11 protein-coding genes are annotated in these 16,187 nt (G+C 66.0%); 7 read left to right on the top strand and 4 right to left on the bottom strand.

Annotated elements, in window-relative coordinates; translation table 11 throughout:
• Positions 1–5: 5 nt before the first annotated feature.
• From tsaE to trxA, 6 genes are read left to right on the top strand one after another with little or no spacing between them, the layout of a single operon-like run.
• Complete coding sequence (gene tsaE / locus N6H05_RS15950) at positions 6–449, top strand: tRNA (adenosine(37)-N6)-threonylcarbamoyltransferase complex ATPase subunit type 1 TsaE (RefSeq protein ID WP_502958978.1); 444 nt, start codon at positions 6–8, stop codon at positions 447–449.
• Entirely contained in the window at positions 446–1,432 is a 987-nt protein-coding gene (locus N6H05_RS15945) for an aminoglycoside phosphotransferase family protein (RefSeq protein ID WP_284110489.1), read from the top strand. The genes tsaE and N6H05_RS15945 overlap by 4 nt, the downstream gene beginning before the upstream one ends.
• A complete protein-coding gene (locus N6H05_RS15940) occupies positions 1,429–2,136 on the top strand; it encodes a nucleotidyltransferase family protein (RefSeq protein WP_284110488.1) in 708 nt (235 codons plus the stop codon). Before N6H05_RS15945 ends, N6H05_RS15940 begins: the two co-directional genes overlap by 4 nt.
• Positions 2,129–5,107 carry a double-strand break repair protein AddB gene (gene addB / locus N6H05_RS15935; protein ID WP_284110486.1) on the top strand — a complete coding sequence of 993 codons (2,979 nt, stop codon included), beginning with the start codon at positions 2,129–2,131 and terminating at the stop codon, positions 5,105–5,107. Before N6H05_RS15940 ends, addB begins: the two co-directional genes overlap by 8 nt.
• Positions 5,088–8,498, top strand: a complete 3,411-nt coding sequence (gene addA / locus N6H05_RS15930; protein ID WP_284110485.1) for a double-strand break repair helicase AddA — start codon at positions 5,088–5,090, stop codon at positions 8,496–8,498. The genes addB and addA overlap by 20 nt, the downstream gene beginning before the upstream one ends.
• A gap of 59 nt (positions 8,499–8,557) precedes the next feature.
• The gene (gene trxA / locus N6H05_RS15925; RefSeq protein WP_004207167.1) at positions 8,558–8,878 is read left to right on the top strand and encodes a thioredoxin TrxA; all 321 of its coding nucleotides are present in this window, start codon (positions 8,558–8,560) and stop codon (positions 8,876–8,878) included.
• A 51-nt stretch (positions 8,879–8,929) separates the two neighbouring features.
• On the opposite strand, the gene N6H05_RS15920 is transcribed toward trxA, so the two are convergent.
• From N6H05_RS15920 to N6H05_RS15905, 4 genes are read right to left on the bottom strand one after another with little or no spacing between them, the layout of a single operon-like run.
• Positions 8,930–9,541, bottom strand: a complete 612-nt coding sequence (locus tag N6H05_RS15920; RefSeq protein ID WP_284110483.1) for a glutathione S-transferase family protein — start codon at positions 9,539–9,541, stop codon at positions 8,930–8,932.
• A gap of 17 nt (positions 9,542–9,558) precedes the next feature.
• Positions 9,559–10,356 (bottom strand): inositol monophosphatase family protein, encoded by a 798-nt coding sequence (locus N6H05_RS15915; RefSeq protein WP_284110482.1) that lies wholly within the window; start codon positions 10,354–10,356, stop codon positions 9,559–9,561.
• Positions 10,357–10,368: 12 nt separating this feature from the next.
• Positions 10,369–11,595: a bifunctional glutamate N-acetyltransferase/amino-acid acetyltransferase ArgJ gene (gene argJ / locus N6H05_RS15910; RefSeq protein ID WP_284110481.1), complete on the bottom strand. Its 1,227-nt coding sequence runs from the start codon at positions 11,593–11,595 to the stop codon at positions 10,369–10,371.
• A 51-nt stretch (positions 11,596–11,646) separates the two neighbouring features.
• Complete coding sequence (locus N6H05_RS15905) at positions 11,647–13,164, bottom strand: ArnT family glycosyltransferase (RefSeq protein WP_284110480.1); 1,518 nt, start codon at positions 13,162–13,164, stop codon at positions 11,647–11,649.
• Positions 13,165–13,418: 254 nt separating this feature from the next.
• On the opposite strand from N6H05_RS15905, the gene secA reads away from it, so the two are divergent.
• Positions 13,419–16,151, top strand: a complete 2,733-nt coding sequence (gene secA / locus N6H05_RS15900) for a preprotein translocase subunit SecA (RefSeq protein ID WP_284110479.1) — start codon at positions 13,419–13,421, stop codon at positions 16,149–16,151.
• Positions 16,152–16,187 lie beyond the last annotated feature (36 nt).

Raw genomic sequence — 16,187 nt, 5'->3', positions numbered from 1 at the left:
TGGATATGATCCTGGAGGGCGAGGGCGCCCAGCTCGATCTGGGGCGACGACTGGCGGCGCATGTCCGCATCGGTGACGTCATCGCGCTGGAAGGCGGACTGGGTGCAGGCAAGACCACTTTGGCGCGCGGCCTGCTGGAGGGGCTTGGCCTGGAAGGGGAGGCGCCCAGCCCCAGCTTCGCGATCGTCCAGCCCTATGACATTCCCGATGTCCGCCTGCCGGTCGCCCATGTCGATCTCTACCGGCTTGATGATGCGGAGGAAGCGGCCGAGCTGGCGCTGGACGAATATCTGCAGGACAGCCTGCTGATCATCGAATGGCCCGACAGGCTGGGCGATGGGCTCTGGTCGCACGCCCTGTTTCTGACCATCATGATCGAGCCGGATGGCGCACGGCGCTTGACAGCGCGCGTGCCCGACGCTTGGACGGAGCGATGGTCACAGATATGATCCCCCCCGCAACCGCCCCCGCTTTCCTCACGCAGGCGGGCTGGGATGGCGCCGCCATCGTTCCGCTTGCCGGCGATGCCTCCTTCCGTCGCTATTTTCGTGTGCTCAATGGCGGCCGCCGTGCCGTGCTGATGGACGCGCCGCCGCCGCATGAAGATCCGCGCCCCTTCATTGCCATTGCTCAGCATCTGCTGGGTCAGGGCTTTGCCGCGCCCGCGATCCTGGCGCAGGATCTGGCGCAGGGGCTGGTCCTGATCGAGGATTTTGGCGACGAACGCCTGAAGGAACATGTCGAGGAGGTTCCGGCGGGCGAACTGGCGGTCTATCGCCGCGCAATCGACCTGCTGGCCGACCTGCACAAGCTGCCCGCTGCCGATGTCCCGCCTTACGACCGCGCGGTCTATCAGCGCGAGGTCGGCCTGCTGACCGAATGGTATTGCCCGGCGCTCGGGCTGGACGTCGATGCCGACGCCTATCATGCGGCCTGGGACGCGGTGTTGCCGATCGCCGAAAAGTCGGCCAGTCCCGTCGTCACCGTGCTGCGTGACTATCACGCCGAAAACATCATGCTGATCGACCGCCCCGAAGTACGAGGCCTTGGTCTGCTCGATTTTCAGGACGCTCTGGCGGGGCATCCCGCCTATGATCTCGTCTCGCTGCTGCAGGACGCCCGGCGCGACGTGTCGCCGGAACTGGAGGCCGCGATGCTGGCCCATTATCATGCGGTCGCCAATCCGCCGGCCGATTTTGACGCCGCTTATGCTGTGCTGGGTGCCCAGCGCAACGCGAAGATCATCGGCATCTTCACTCGCCTTTGGCAGCGCGACCACAAGCCGCGCTATTTGTCCTATCTGCCGCGCATGTGGGGACTGCTGGAACGCGATCTGGCCCATCCGGCGCTGGCACCGGTCAAGGTCTGGTTCGACGCCAATATCCCCGCCGACAAGCGCCATCATGCACTCGAAGAGTTTGCCCAGGCATGATCGATACCGCCATGCTGATGGCCGCTGGCCTGGGTAAACGGATGCGCCCGCTGACGGCGACCCGACCCAAGCCGTTGGTCAAGGTCGCCGGCAGGGCGCTGATGGACCATGCGCTCGATCGCCTGGCGGCCGGCGGAATCAAGACGGTGGTCGTCAACGTCCATTATCTCGCTGACACGGTCGAAGCGCACCTGAAGACGCGCAAGGATATGGACTTCCGCATTTCCGACGAGCGGGCCAAGCTGCTGGAAACCGGTGGCGGATTGATCCACGCCAGACCACTGCTCGGCGACAAGCCGTTCATCTGCGCCAATAGCGACAATCTGTGGATCGACGGGCCGGCCGAGACGCTGGGCATGATGCAGCGGCTATGGGATCCCGAACGGATGGATGCGCTGCTGCTGCTGGTGCCGCTGGCGCGGGCCAATTGCCATAGCGGACCGGGCGATTTCCACATGGACGCCAATGGCCGCCTGACCCGGCGCAAGACCGCCCATGTCGCGCCGTTCGTGTTCACCGGCGTGCAGATCCTGTCGCCCCGCCTGCTGGTCGATCCACCGGCGGATGTCTTTTCGACGAACATCTTCTGGAACCGTGCGATCGAGGCGGGGCGTCTCTATGGCGCGGTGCATCAGGGACTGTGGTTCGACGTGGGCACGCCGCAGGCCATTCCCGTCGTGGAGTCGATGATCGCCCATGGGTGATCAGGCCAAGCCGGCGCTGTACACCATCCCGGCGCACCGGGCCTTCGCCGACGCGCTGGTCGCCGGCATATTGGCGCAGCAGGGGAGCGATCCCGTCCGCCTGGCGCAGGGCATGATCCTGCTGCCCAGCAATCGCGCGGTCCGTGCCGTCAGCGACGCCTTTGTCCGGCGGGCCGAGGGCGGCCTGCTGCTGCCGCGCCTGGTCGCGCTGGGCGATCCGGAACTGGGCGAGGAAGTGGGCGGTGCGCTCGATCCGCTCTGGGAAGGCAACGCCGTTCCGGCCGCCATCCCGCCGATGCGGCGACAGATGATCCTTGCGCGTATGGTGCAGGATGCAGGCGGCGCGGCCGATGCCGGTCAGGCGCTGCAACTGGGGCAGGCGCTGGGCGCCGTGCTCGACCAGATGCAGGTGGAGCGGGTGCCGCTCGATGCGCTGTCGAATCTCGACCTTATCGAGGGGCTGTCGAGCCATTGGGAAAAATCGCTCGACCTATTCTCCATCCTGATCGCGCGTTGGCCGGCCGAACTGGCGCGGCTGGGCTTCATCGACCTTGCGGATCGGCGCAACCGGTTGTTCGATCGGGTCGCGGCGCGCTGGGGCGAAGCACCGCCACCAGGTTTCATCGTCGCGGCCGGCATCAGCGCAACCGCTCCGGCGATCGCTAGGCTGCTGCGGCGGATCGCCGAACTGCCTAATGGGCAGGTGATATTCGCCGGCCTCGACCAGAATTTGGATGAAGATGCCTGGACGGCGATCGGTCCATTCCCGCCCGATCCCGTCACCGGCCGCAGCGCCGCAGGGCATGAGACCCATCCTCAATATGCCTTGAAGCGCCTGCTCGACCGCATGAGCGCCAGCCGCGAGGATGTCGCTCAATGGCGCTGGGGCAGCGAGCATGATGCCCGCGCTGTGCGCGGCCGCAATATTTCCAACGCGATGCTGCCGCCGCGCCTGACTAGTCGCTGGCGTGACCTCAAGACCGCCGACCGCTCGCTCGCCGGGGTCGAGGCGCTGGAGGTGGCGACGCCCGGCGAGGAAGCGCAGGCCATTGCCATCGCGCTGCGTGAGGCGCTGGAAACACCCGAACTCACCGCCGCGCTGGTAACGCCCGACCGACAACTCGCCGTGCGTGTCTCCGCCCATCTGCGCCGTTGGGGCATAGACGCCGACGATTCCGCGGGCCAGCCTTTGTCGCGCCTGCCGCCCGGCACCTTGCTGATCGCCATGGCGGAGGCGGCGGCCGAGCGCTTTGCGCCGGTCGCGCTGCTGACCCTGCTCAAGCATCCGCTGGTGATGCGCGGCGCGATGCGCCTGCCCTGGCTGGAGGGGGTGCGTCAGCTCGACTTGCTGTTGCGGGGGCCGCGGCCGCAGGCGGGGCTGCGCGGCATCGACCTGCTGCTGGAGCCACGCGAGGGAGAGGACCGGCAGAAGGAGTTTCGGGCGCAGGCCCGCGCCTGGTGGCCCTGGGCGCGTGATCTGCTCGAACCGCTGGAGGCCGCCTTCGCGCTCGCGCCTGATCTGGCGGGGCAATTGGCGGCGGTGCGCGAACAGGCCGGGGCGCTCACCAACGACGCGCTTTGGGCCGGGCATCAGGGTCATGCCGCCGCCGACCTGTTCGCCGAGATGGAGGCCGCCGCCACCGAAGGGCCGCGCCAGGCCGATATCCGGTCGCTGCCGGCGCTACTCGACCATATGCTGGGCGGCGTGTCGGTGCGACCGCCACAGGGCGGCCATCCGCGTATCGCCATATTGGGTCTGGTCGAGGCGCAGTTGGTGCAGGCAGACCTCATGATCCTGGGCGGCCTCAACGAAGGCAGCTGGCCGGGCCTGCCATCGCCCGATCCCTGGCTGGCGCCGCGCATTCGTCGCGAACTGGGCTTGCCGGGCCTCGAAACCCGGATCGGCCTTGCCGCGCATGATTTTGCGAGCGCGCTCGGCGCGCCCCATGTCCTCATCACCCGCGCCCGGCGCGGCAGCGGCGGCCCGGCAATCGCCTCGCGTTTCTGGCTGCGGCTGAAGGCGATGGCGGGTCCGCAATGGAAGACGGCCGATCGCTATCGCCTGCTGGCCGATGCGCTGGACCTACCGCCCAGCCATCGGCCATCGCAACGCCCCGCGCCGGTGCCGCCGCTCGCCGTCCGGCCAACCCGCATTCCGGTCACCGATGTCGACCGGCTGAAGGCCGATCCCTTTGCCTTCTATGCCCGGCGCATCCTGAAGCTCAATCGGCTCGATCCGGTCGATGCCGATGCCGGCCCGGCGTGGCGCGGGACGGTCGTGCATGAGATATTGGAGCATTGGGCGCAGGGCGGCAGCCGTGATCCGGCCGATCTGGAGGCGCGCGCCCGCGCCATGTTCGCCCGGCCCGATGTCCATCCGCTGCTGCGCGCGCTGTGGCAACCGCGCCTGATCGAGGCGATCCGCTGGATCGCGGCCGAAGTGACGAAGGATCAGGCTGCGGGCCGGCATATCCTTGCGGTCGAAACCGAGGGCAAGGCTGAGATTGCCGGCGTGCTGCTGACCGGCAAGGCCGACCGCATCGACCGGATGCCCGACGGCAGCATCGGCATCGTCGACTACAAGACGGGCAAGCCGCCCAGCGCGCGGCAGGTGCGCGGCGGCTATGCGTTGCAGCTCGGCCTGCTCGGATTGATCGCGGAATCCGCCCATGGCGCCTTTCCCGGTGTAGCCGGCGCGCGGGTGGCGGGCAGTTTCGAATATTGGTCGCTGGCCAAGAAGGGCGACGCCTTCGGCTATCGCGAGAGCCCGGTCGATCCGATGGGCAAGCGCGACAAGATCGTCACCGCCGATTTTACCGCCTTCGTCTATGATCAGTTCCGCGACGCGGCCGAAACCTGGCTCACCGGGACTGCGCCCTTCGCCGCACAGGTCAATCCGGAAGTGGCCAATTATGGCGATTATGACCAGTTGATGCGGCTGGAGGAATGGTATGGGCGCGACGATGGCTAAAGGCTCCAGCCCGCTGCAACCGCTGGCCGGCGCGCAGGCGCTGGCCGCTGCGCCCGATGCCCATGTCTGGCTGTCGGCGTCCGCCGGCACCGGCAAGACCCATGTGCTGACCGCGCGCGTCTTCCGCCTGCTGCTGCAGGGCGTGCGTCCCGAAAATATCCTCTGCCTGACCTTTACCAAGGCGGGCGCGGCGGAAATGGCCGACCGCATCCATGACCGGCTCGCGACCTGGGTGCAGGCCGAGGAACGCGACCTGTTCAACGATCTGGAAGCACTCGGCGAAGAGAGCGGACCGGAAGCGCGCGACCGCGCCCGGCGCCTGTTCGCCGAAGTGCTGGAATCGACCGGTGGCGGCCTGCGCATCCAGACTATTCATGGCTTCTGCCAGCAATTGCTCGCCTCCTTCCCGCTGGAGGCGGACCTCGCCCCCGGCTTCCGCCCGCTCGACGCGCGCGAACAGGGTGTGCTGGCGCGCCAGACATTGGCCGACATGGTCATCCGCGCCGAGGAACTGGGCGATGGCGACCTGATCGACGCGTTGCAGGCTTTGAGCCTGCGACTGGGAGAGGGGGCGGCCGAGACTTTCCTGCTGCGCTGTGCCGCCCGCCTCTCCGCACTGACAGAGCTACCCGGCGATATCGGTCCCTGGCTGGCGCGCGAACTGGGCCTGCCCGAAGGCGATATCGACGCCTGGCTGGCGGATCAGTGCAGCGACGCCATGTTCGACATGCGCAGCCTTGCCTGGGTGGCGCAGGCCAATGCCGACTGGGGCACGGGCCGGGCGCTGGAGCGCTGCGACCGGATCGCCGCCTGGCGCGGCCGCGAACCCGCCGCGCGCGCCGCGACCCTGACCGACCTGCACGGCGCCTGGGCCAAGGCGGATGGCGACCTTATCTCCGCCAAGGGCTGGGTGCCGCCGATCGACGGCTATGGCGATGCGACCGCGCGCCTCCATGCCCGTTGCGCCGAACTGATCGGCGTCAAGCTGCAGGCCGATTATGCCGCACTGCTGGCCCGCGCGCTCCATGCCGGCCGCGCCTATGCCCGCGCCTATGACGAGGCCAAGCGGCTCGCCGGTGCAGTTGATTTCGATGATTTGATCGCGCGCACGGCGTCCCTGCTCCAGAAGGAGGGGATCGCCGAATGGATACGCTACAAGCTCGACCAGCGGATCGATCACATCCTGGTCGACGAGGCGCAGGACACCAATGTCCATCAATGGGCGATCGTCGGTGCGCTGGCCGCCGAGTTTTTCGCCGGTGACGGTGCCAAGGCCGACAAGGTCCGCACCATCTTCACCGTGGGCGATTTCAAGCAAGCGATCTTCGGCTTCCAGGGCACCAGTCCACAGGCTTTCGCCGCCGCGCAGATGGTGTTCGCCCGCCATGCCGACATCGCCGGCCATGCCTTTCACGACCTGTCGCTCGATCGCAGCTTCCGCTCGACGCCGCCGGTGCTGGATCTGGTCGACCGGACGATCGCCACCTTGCGGGCGCAGTCGCTGGGCCTTTCCGATGGCGAGGTGCGCCATATCAGTGCCAATCGCCATCCCGGCGACGTGCTGCTGTGGAAGCCGACGATTGCGGGGCTGGCCGACGAGGTCGAGGGCGAGGAGGATTGGGTCGCCGATCAGGAACGGGAACTGGCCGGCAAGATCGCGCGCCAGATCCGGCAATGGATCGACGACAAGATGATGCTGGAGGCGCGCGGGCGCCCGGTCCGCCCCGGCGACATCATGATCCTGGTCCGCCGCCGCAGCGAACTCGCGCGCCTGATCGTCGCCCGTCTCTATGAGGAAAAGGTCGCGGTTGCGGGGATAGACCGCCTGCGTCTCAATGCGCCGCTGGCGGTCCGCGACCTGTTGGCCGCGCTGCGCTTTGCTACGCAGCCCGACGATGACCTGAACCTCGCCGCCCTGCTGGTGTCGCCGCTGATCGGCTGGACCCAGGATGAATTGATGGAGCGAGCGATCGGGCGCAAGGGTGGCCTGTGGCGCCATCTGCTCCAGCACTTGAACGACGCCCAACTGCTGCCGCTGCGGCAATTGCTGGGGCAGGCGGACTTCACCACCCCCTATCGCTATCTGGAGGCGATCCTGTCCGGCCCGATGGACGGCCGCCGCCGGCTGATCGAGCGGCTGGGGGCGGAAGCGGCCGACCCGATCGAGGAATTGCTGAACGCCGCGCTGGGCTTTGAGGCGGACGATCATCCCTCGCTCCAGCGCTTCATCGACTGGTTCGATCGCGGCGAAGTCGAAATCGTCCGCGATGCGGCGGCGCAAGGCGATGCGCTGCGACTGCTGACCGTGCATGGCGCCAAGGGGCTGCAGGCGCCGATCGTCATTCTCGCCGATGCCTGTCTCGATCCCGACGCCGGCAACCGCATGGATTCGCTCGAGTGGAACGGCCTGCCGATCCTGGCCCCGCGCAAGGGCGAGCGACTGGGACCGGTCGGCGACGTCGCGGCCGATGCCGCGGCAATCGAGCGGGAGGAGCATTGGCGCCTTCTCTATGTCGCGCTCACCCGTGCCGAGGAGAAACTGATCGTTGCCGGATCGCTCGGGCCAAGGGCGAAGGGCGAGGTCAAGCCGCAAAGCTGGTATGGCGCGGTCGATGCGGCGATGGTCGACATGGGCTGCGACTGGGAAGCCGATCCGCTCTGGGGCGCCCGCCGCCGCTGGCGCGGGACCGAGGTGCTGACGCCCAAGGCCGCGCAGCCCGAAAGCGCCGAAGAGAAGCCTGTGGTGGTCGAGCCGGACTGGCTGCGCGCGCAGGCGCCGGCGGAACAGCGTCCGCCCCGGCCACTGGCGCCGTCCGCGCCGGTCGAGGATGACGTGCCCAATCCGCCGCCGACCGCCGCGATGCGCCAGGCGGCCGAGCGCGGTCGTTGGCTCCATGCCCTGTTCCAGCGCCTGCCCGACCTGCCTACCGAGCGGCGGCGCGAGGGCGCGGAGGGCTGGCTGGAACAGCAGGGGGCAGGGGATGCCACGCTGCGCCGGGATGTAATCGACCATGCGCTTCGGGTGATCGAGGATCCGCATTTCGCCGCCCTGTTCGCGCCGGGGGCGCTCGCCGAAGCGCCGATCGCGGCGGTGGTGGGCGAAGCGGTGATTGCCGGCACGGTCGACCGGCTGCGGGTCGAGGCGGACCGGGTCCAACTGGTCGATTTCAAGACCGGGCGGATGACGCCGCGCGATGCGGAGGAGGTGCCGGTCGCCCATGTCCGGCAGATGGCGGCCTATGTCGCCGCGCTGGAAGTGATCTTCCCCGGCCGCGTGGTGGAAGCGGCCCTGCTCTATACCAGCGCGGCACGGCTCATCGCGCTGCCGGCGGCGCAACTGGCGCCCTACAAGCCGGGCTTCTCGCCCACGCAGCAATATTTGCTGCTGTGACCCGTTGAGCAGCGGGCGCAGCCATCCTAGATATCGACCAACTTAAGGAGTTTGTAGTTATGGCCACCAAGGCAGTTACCGATGTCAGCTTCAAGCAGGACGTGATCGACGCCGACAAGCCCGTGCTTGTCGACTTCTGGGCCGAATGGTGCGGCCCGTGCAAGATGATCGGCCCGGCTCTGGAAGAGATTAGCGAGGAACTGGCCGACAAGGTCACGATCGCCAAGATCAACATCGACGAAAATCCCGATGCACCGGGCCAGTATGGCGTGCGCGGTATTCCGACGATGATCCTGTTCAAGAACGGCGAAGTCGCCGCAACCAAGGTCGGCGCTGCGCCCAAGAGCGCGCTCAAGGGCTGGATCGAAAGCGTCCTCTAAGCCGCTGATGCATCTTAAAAAGGGACGGCAGCCCACTGCCGTCCCTTTTTACTAGCTGAGCGGGATCATCACCAGTTCGGCATAGGCCGGCCTTTCGCGCAGCCGCTCATACCAGGCCCGCAGATGCGGCAGGTCGGGCCGCGCCATGTCGAGCGTGAAATAGGTATGGGCATAGACGCCCATCGGCACATCCGCGACACCGAAATTGACACCCGAAAGCCATTCTTGATCCGCCAGCGCCCGGTCGAGGATCGTCATCGCCGCGCCGGACGCCTGCGCGGATGTCTCGACCACCTGTAAATTTCGCTGTCCACTTTGGCGTCGCACCAACTGGATGAAGGCGTCGCGCTGGGCATCGGCAAAGCTGAATTGCCAGTCCATCCATTTGTCACCCTGCGCCCGCCGCGCCGGATCGGCAGGATACATCTCCTCCGAGGCGTAGCGGTGGGCAAGATAGCGCAGGATCGCGTTGGATTCCCACAGCACGACATCGCCATCCTCGATCGTCGGGATCAGCCGGTTGGGGTTCATCGCCAGATAGGCGTCGGACATGCCATGTTCCATGCCGACATCATGGCGGATGAAGGGCAGGCCGATTTCCTGCGCGAACCAGGCGACCTTCTTCACATTATGCGAATTGAGGCGGCCCCAGATCGTCAGCATTGTCGGTCTTCCTTCGGTCAGGCGTAATAGGTTTTGGCCGCCAGATCCCACAGGCGCGGCGAGGATGCGCCCATCAGGCCCCGACGCTGTTCACCGACCCGATAGGCGCTGCCGTCGAGCCGCTGGCAGCAGCCCCCCGCCTCGTTGACGAACAGAGTGCCGGCCGCATGGTCCCAGGGCAGCACGCGCGCGAAGATCGACACGTCATTCTGCCCTAGCACCAGCCGGGGATATTGCTCGGCGGCGCAGCGGGGAATGTCCACCATGGTGAAAATGGCCTGCGACTTGCGCTCCATCTCGGCCCGTTCGTCGGCTTCCATGAAGATGGTGGAGATGGCTGCGATCGGCAGGTCGCCGATGCTTTCCTTCGCCATGATCCGTTCGCCATCGACATGGCTGCCACCGCCCAGGGTTGCATGGCACAGCCGGCCCGTCAACGGATCGAGGATCCAGCCGGCCAGAGTCGCGCCATTGTCGGCAAGCGCGATCATGATGCCGAAGGGCGGCTTGCCCGACGCGAAATTGCCCGTGCCGTCGATCGGATCGATAATCCAGTTGAGGCCGTCGCCGGCGCGGTCGAGGATCGACGGGTCGGCCGCGCAGGCCTCTTCGCCGATGACCCCGGCTTCGGGCAGGATCGACGTCAGCCCTTCGGCGAGCCGTATCTCGCTTTCCTTGTCGGCGATGGTGACGAAGTCGTTCGCCGCCTTCTCGCTAATCTCTTCCGCCGTCAGATTCTGGTAGCGGGGCATGACGATGTCGCGCCCGACCTGTCGCATCAGCGCGACGACGGGATCATGCAGTTCCACCATCATGCGCCGGTCCCCTTAGCTGCGATAATCCGCGTTGATCGAGATATAGCCATGGGTCAGGTCGCAGGTCCACACCGTGGCGCGGCCTTCGCCCAGGCCGATATCGACGCCGATGACGATGTCCTGCCCCTTGAGATGCGCGGCAACGGGGGCCTCGTCATAACCGTCGAGCGCTAGGCCGCCGGCCGCCACCTGGGTGGCGCCAAAGCGGATGGCGAGCTTGTCACGCTCGGCCGGTTCGCCGGCCTTACCCACCGCCATGACGACGCGGCCCCAATTGGCATCCTCGCCAGCGATCGCCGTCTTCACCAGCGGCGAATTGGCGATGGAGAGGGCAATGCGATGGGCGCTGGCATCGCTCTCGGCGCCCTCGACCGTGATTTCGATGAACTTGCTGGCGCCTTCGCCGTCGCGCACGACCAGATGGGCGAGTTGACGGCACAGGTCGGACAGCGCAGCGGCAAGGGCATCCGCCCCGGCATCGTCCATCGACGCGAGCGGCGCGTTGCCCGCCTTGCCGGTAGCGAAGGCCAGCACCGTGTCGCTGGTCGAGGTGTCGCTGTCGACGGTGATACAGGAGAAGGTCCGCTTGTTGGCGGCCGAGAGCATCTGTTGCAGCAGCGCCGGCTCGATCGCGGCGTCGGTGAAGATATAGCCGAGCATCGTCGCCATGTCGGGCGCGATCATGCCCGATCCCTTAATGATGCCGACCAGATCGACGCGGGTGTCGCCAATCATCGCCGAGACATGGGCGCCCTTGGCATAGGTGTCGGTGGTGCCGATCGTGTTCGCCGCATCCTCCCAGCCGCAGGGTGCGGCGGTGAAGGCCGCTTCCAGGCCCGCCTCGGCTTTGTCGATCGGCAGCGGCACACCGATCACGCCGGTCGAGGAGACGAAGATGTCGGACGGCTGGCAGGACAGATGATTGGCAACCTTGGCGGCGATCGCCTCGACAGCGGCACGGCCGCGATGGCCGGTAAATGCGTTGGCGTTGCCGGCATTGACGACGACGGCGCGGGCCTGACCCAGCGGGATGGCGTCACGGCACCATTCGACCTCGGGCGAGGGGCATTTGCTCTGCGTCGTCACGCCTGCGACCGCCGTGCCCGCGTCCAGCTCGACATAGGTGAGGTCGCACCGGTCCCAATTCTTGTAGCGCGCCTTTGCGACACGCAATGTCACGCCGGCAATGGCGGGCAGGGCCGGAAAGGCGGCGGGGGCGAGGGGGGAACGGTCGGTCATGGGGCGCGGCATGAGCGAAATCCCCCCTTGCGTCAATGGCCCGATCGGGCGCTAGTCCCGCAGATAGAGGCGCCCGACGCCGTCGGGCATCGGGACCATGCGATAGCCATGGCAGCGGGCGTAATATTCCAGGCTGTCGTCAGGGCGCAGCGGCAATTTGCGCGTGCCATTTTCATAGCCGGTAAGGATCGCTGCCGGCATGGCGCGATCCAGGTCAGGCAGGGTAGCGGGCGTCAGCGCATGGAGCCGGCGGGCCTGCTCGGGGCGGAGCGTCCAGCCGGTGCGATAGACGAACGGGCCGGTTGCCAGGCGCGGATCGAGCGCCAAGCCGCTGTCGATCGCGAGATGCGGCGAGAGGGTAAGGATATCGGCGCCGCCCGCGGCGCGCACCGTCATGCCCAGCCAATGGGCATTGGCCTGCGCAGCCAATAGCGGCGATCCGGTACGGGCGGCCGTCACCAGATCTCGGATCGAGGGAATGAGACCGGGGATCATTGCCAGGCAGAGCAGCGCCAGCATCGCCTTGCGCCGCAGCGGCCGCCAGTGACGGGCGTCGTCGAGCAGATAGCCCAGGGCGAGGGCGAGCGGCGGGAGCAACGGCATCAGATATTGCAATTGCGTCGGCGTCGGCAGCGCGGCGCCGATCAGTGCGCCGGCGCTCATCCAGATCGCCAGCCGGCGCCCGGATGAGCGCGTGCGGCCACGGGTCGCGATCCAGTTGGCGATGAGCAGCAGCAAGGCGACAAGAGCCGGCCCCTTCCAGAGATATTTGAAGAGGTCGCGCAGCTTTTCAATCGTTGCCAGTTCCTGCGCGGCACCGTTGGCCGCATACCAGGCGTGGGGCGCGGTCATGCCATAGGTCAGGACGCCGTACAGAAAGCTGTCCGGCCCCGATGCCCAGGCAATGGCCATGGGGACCATGCCCAGCAGCGCGCCGAGGGCCAGGCACAGGGCCGCGCGAATAGCGTGTCGGCCGCCGCTGACGATAACGAACAGGCCGACGGTGGCGCCGAGCGGGGCGAAATTGAGCTTTGTCGCGATCGCAAGGCCAAACAGCAGGCCGGCCCCAAGCCAGTGGCTGTCCGCGCGATGGCGCAGGCCGAGCAAGGTCAGCAGCATGGCGGCAGAAGCCAGCAGGGTCGGCAGCATATCATTGCGAACCACGGAGCCGCTGAACTGGAACGCGGCTGTTGCCGCCATCAGTAGCATGGCCAGGGTAGCGCTGGAGCGGGATATGCCTGCCGTACGCTGGGCCGCCCAGATGAACGCAAGCGTCGCGAGTGCCATGACGGCAGTGGCGAGGCGCATCGCCAGTACCATATGGCCCGATACCAAGAGGCTCAGCGGTGCCAGCACCCAGGCATGCAGCGGCGGCTGAAGATAGAGAAAGTCGCGAAACATGACTGCATGCCCGCTGAAATAGGCGCCGGCGACATATTGGCTCTCGTCATGATCGAAGGGCGCGGCAATCGCGGCGATCAGGAACCAGCCGGTCAATGCGCTGATCAGCAGCACAGCCAGAGGCAGGCGCAATCGGCGCGACGGCGCCATGGAAATGGAACGATACACCCTGTTTGCGACCCTTGTTGCCGTGGCGCTCTTGCGGCGGCGTGAGCCCAAACGCAAAATATTTTCGGCCGCGCGTCGCGCCTGCACGACGGCAGGACGGCACGGCTGCGGCAAAACCGCATCGGGCAAAGCCGTTACAGCCGTGCGACAGTCCGTTGCGTTGATTGACTATCGGCTGTGCCATGCCTAAATCGCGGCGCATATCTGCCCATGTGTCCGTTGGACCCATGGCCCCCTCATTGTCAGGAATTTGCATGTTCGGCGCACTCGCCAAGTCTATCTTCGGATCGTCCAACGAACGTTATGTGAAATCGCTGGGCAAGGTCATCGACCAGATCGCCGCCTTCGAACCGACGATCCAGGCGATGAGCGATGAGGAACTGGTGAACCAGACGGCGCGCTTCCGCGAGCGTCTGGCCAATGGCGAGACGCTGGACGGCCTGCTGCCCGAAGCCTTTGCGACCGTCCGCGAAGCATCGGTCCGTGTGCTGGGCATGCGTCACTTCGACGTCCAGATGATCGGCGGCATCGTGCTGCATCGCGGCGAGATCGCCGAAATGCGCACCGGCGAGGGCAAGACGCTGGTGGCGACGCTCGCCACTTATCTGAACGCGCTTGAAGGCAAGGGCGTCCATGTCGTCACCGTGAACGACTATCTGGCCAGCCGCGACTGCGAATGGATGGGCCAGGTCTATCGTTTCCTGGGCCTCACGACCGGTGTGATCGTGCCCAACCTGTCGGAAGACCAGCGCCGCGAGGCCTATAATGCCGACATCACCTATGCGACCAACAATGAACTCGGCTTCGATTATCTGCGCGATAACATGAAGTTCGATCGCGGTGCGATGGTCCAGCGCCCGTTCAACCATGCGATCGTCGACGAAGTCGATTCGATCCTGATCGATGAGGCGCGCACGCCGCTGATCATTTCCGGTCCGACCGACGACAAGTCGGAGCTGTATGTCGCGGTCGACGCGATCGTGAAGCAGCTGGTCGAGGAGGATTATGAGAAGGACGAGAAGCAGCGCACGATCACGCTGACCGAGGACGGCACCGAGAAGATCGAGCGCCTGCTGGAGGCCGCCGGCCTGCTCCAGGGCAATAATCTCTACGATTTCGAGAACACCCAGGTCGTCCATCACGTCAACCAGGCGCTGCGCGCGGTGGTGATGTTCCGTCGCGACATCGATTATATCGTCAAGGACGGCAAGGTCGTCATCATCGACGAATTCACCGGCCGCATGATGGATGGTCGCCGCTGGTCGGATGGCCTGCATCAGGCGGTGGAAGCCAAGGAAGGCGTCCAGATCGAGCCGGAAAACCAGACGCTCGCATCGATCACCTTCCAGAATTATTTCCGCATGTACCCCAAGATTTCGGGGATGACCGGCACCGCTTCGACCGAAGCCACCGAATTCTACGAAATCTACAAGATGAACGTCGTCACCATCCCGACCAACCGGCCGGTGCAGCGCGTCGACGAGGAAGACACGTTCTACAAGAATCTGGAAGACAAGTTCCGCGGCATCGCGCGCACCATCAAGGAACATGCCGAAAAGGGTCAGCCGGTGCTGGTCGGCACCGTGTCGATCGAAAAGTCGGAAATGCTGTCGGAATTCCTCAATCAGGAAGGCGTCAAGCACGCGGTCCTGAACGCGCGCTTCCACGAGAGCGAAGCCCATATCGTTGCCCAGGCAGGTCGCAAAGGCGCAGTGACGATCGCCACCAACATGGCTGGCCGCGGCACCGACATCAAGCTGGGCGGCAATCTGGAGATGCGCGTCGAGGACGAGTTGCGCGATGTGCCGGAAGGCCCGGAGCGCGATGCTGCGATCGCCCGCATCGAGGTCGAGATCGAGGCAGAGAAGCAGGAAGTGCTGGCCGCCGGTGGCCTGTTCGTTCTGGCGACCGAGCGGCACGAAAGCCGCCGTATCGACAATCAGCTGCGTGGCCGTTCGGGCCGCCAGGGTGACCCCGGCCTGTCGCGCTTCTACCTCAGCCTCGACGATGACCTGATGCGCATCTTCGGCCCGGACACGATGTTCGCCAAGATGATCCGGTCCAACCTGGAGGATGGCGAGGCGCTGCCCCCGTCCAAATGGCTGAGCAAGGCGATCGAGACCGCCCAGCGCAAGGTCGAGGCCCGCAACTACGACATCCGCAAGCAGGTCGTCGAATATGACGATGTCATGAACGATCAGCGCAAGGTGATCTACGAGCAGCGCAGCGACATCATGGACGCCGAAACGGTGGACGATGTCGTCACCGACATGCGCCATGAGACGGTCAACGACCTGGTCGGCGCGTCCTGCCCGCCGGGCACCTATCCCGAACAATGGGATATGGAGCGGCTGAAGCTGCGCACTGCTGAAGTGCTGGGCCTGGAGCCCGATTTCGACGCCTGGCTGGCCGAGGATGCCGTCGATCCGGAAATGATCGAGGAACGGCTTGCCGGTCTGGCCGACGCGGCCATTGCCGAGAAGACGCAGGAAGTCGAAGCGACCGACTGGCACATGATCGAGAAGAGCATCATGCTCCAGAGCCTCGACCATCACTGGAAGGAGCATCTCTCCACGCTGGATGCACTGCGCCAGGTGGTCCATCTGCGCGCCTATGCGCAGAAGACGCCTATCAATGAATATAAGCAGGAAGCCTTCGCCCTGTTCGAGCGCATGCTGGAAAATATCCGCGAGGACGTGACCAGTTCGATCGCGCGGGTGCAGTTTCGCATGGAGGCGCCGCAGCCGCAGTTCGACCTGCCGGTGCTGCCGGACTTCATCACCACCCATATCGACCCCTTCTCGGGCGAGGATAACAGCGCGGATATCGATGGCAGCCAGCTGGCGGGCATCACCACCACCATTCCGCGCGCGCCGGTGGACAATGTTGCGCCGGGCGAGTTCGCCAATCTGGATATCAGCCGCAATGCGCTGTGCCCCTGCGGTTCGGGCCAGAAATACAAGCATTGCCATGGTGCGCTGAGTTAAGGCGCGACCACAGGCGAGAAACAGGGAAGGGCGTTG

It is taken from the genome of Sphingobium sp. WTD-1 (assembly GCF_030128825.1).
Lineage (GTDB): Bacteria > Pseudomonadota > Alphaproteobacteria > Sphingomonadales > Sphingomonadaceae > Sphingobium.
The sequence above is the reverse complement of the archived record's forward strand: the minus strand, read 5'-3'. Positions and strand labels throughout refer to the sequence as shown.

Excerpts from the sequence above, each read along its gene's own strand:
- tsaE (WP_502958978.1), top strand. The coding sequence starts at position 6 with ATGATCCTGGAGGGCGAGGGCGCCCAGCTCGATCTGGGGCGACGACTG.
- N6H05_RS15945 (WP_284110489.1), top strand. The coding sequence starts at position 446 with ATGATCCCCCCCGCAACCGCCCCCGCTTTCCTCACGCAGGCGGGCTGG.
- N6H05_RS15940 (WP_284110488.1), top strand. The coding sequence starts at position 1,429 with ATGATCGATACCGCCATGCTGATGGCCGCTGGCCTGGGTAAACGGATG.
- addB (WP_284110486.1), top strand. The coding sequence starts at position 2,129 with ATGGGTGATCAGGCCAAGCCGGCGCTGTACACCATCCCGGCGCACCGG.
- addA (WP_284110485.1), top strand. The coding sequence starts at position 5,088 with ATGGGCGCGACGATGGCTAAAGGCTCCAGCCCGCTGCAACCGCTGGCC.
- trxA (WP_004207167.1), top strand. The coding sequence starts at position 8,558 with ATGGCCACCAAGGCAGTTACCGATGTCAGCTTCAAGCAGGACGTGATC.
- N6H05_RS15920 (WP_284110483.1), bottom strand. The coding sequence starts at position 9,541 with ATGCTGACGATCTGGGGCCGCCTCAATTCGCATAATGTGAAGAAGGTC.
- N6H05_RS15915 (WP_284110482.1), bottom strand. The coding sequence starts at position 10,356 with ATGATGGTGGAACTGCATGATCCCGTCGTCGCGCTGATGCGACAGGTC.
- argJ (WP_284110481.1), bottom strand. The coding sequence starts at position 11,595 with ATGACCGACCGTTCCCCCCTCGCCCCCGCCGCCTTTCCGGCCCTGCCC.
- secA (WP_284110479.1), top strand. The coding sequence starts at position 13,419 with ATGTTCGGCGCACTCGCCAAGTCTATCTTCGGATCGTCCAACGAACGT.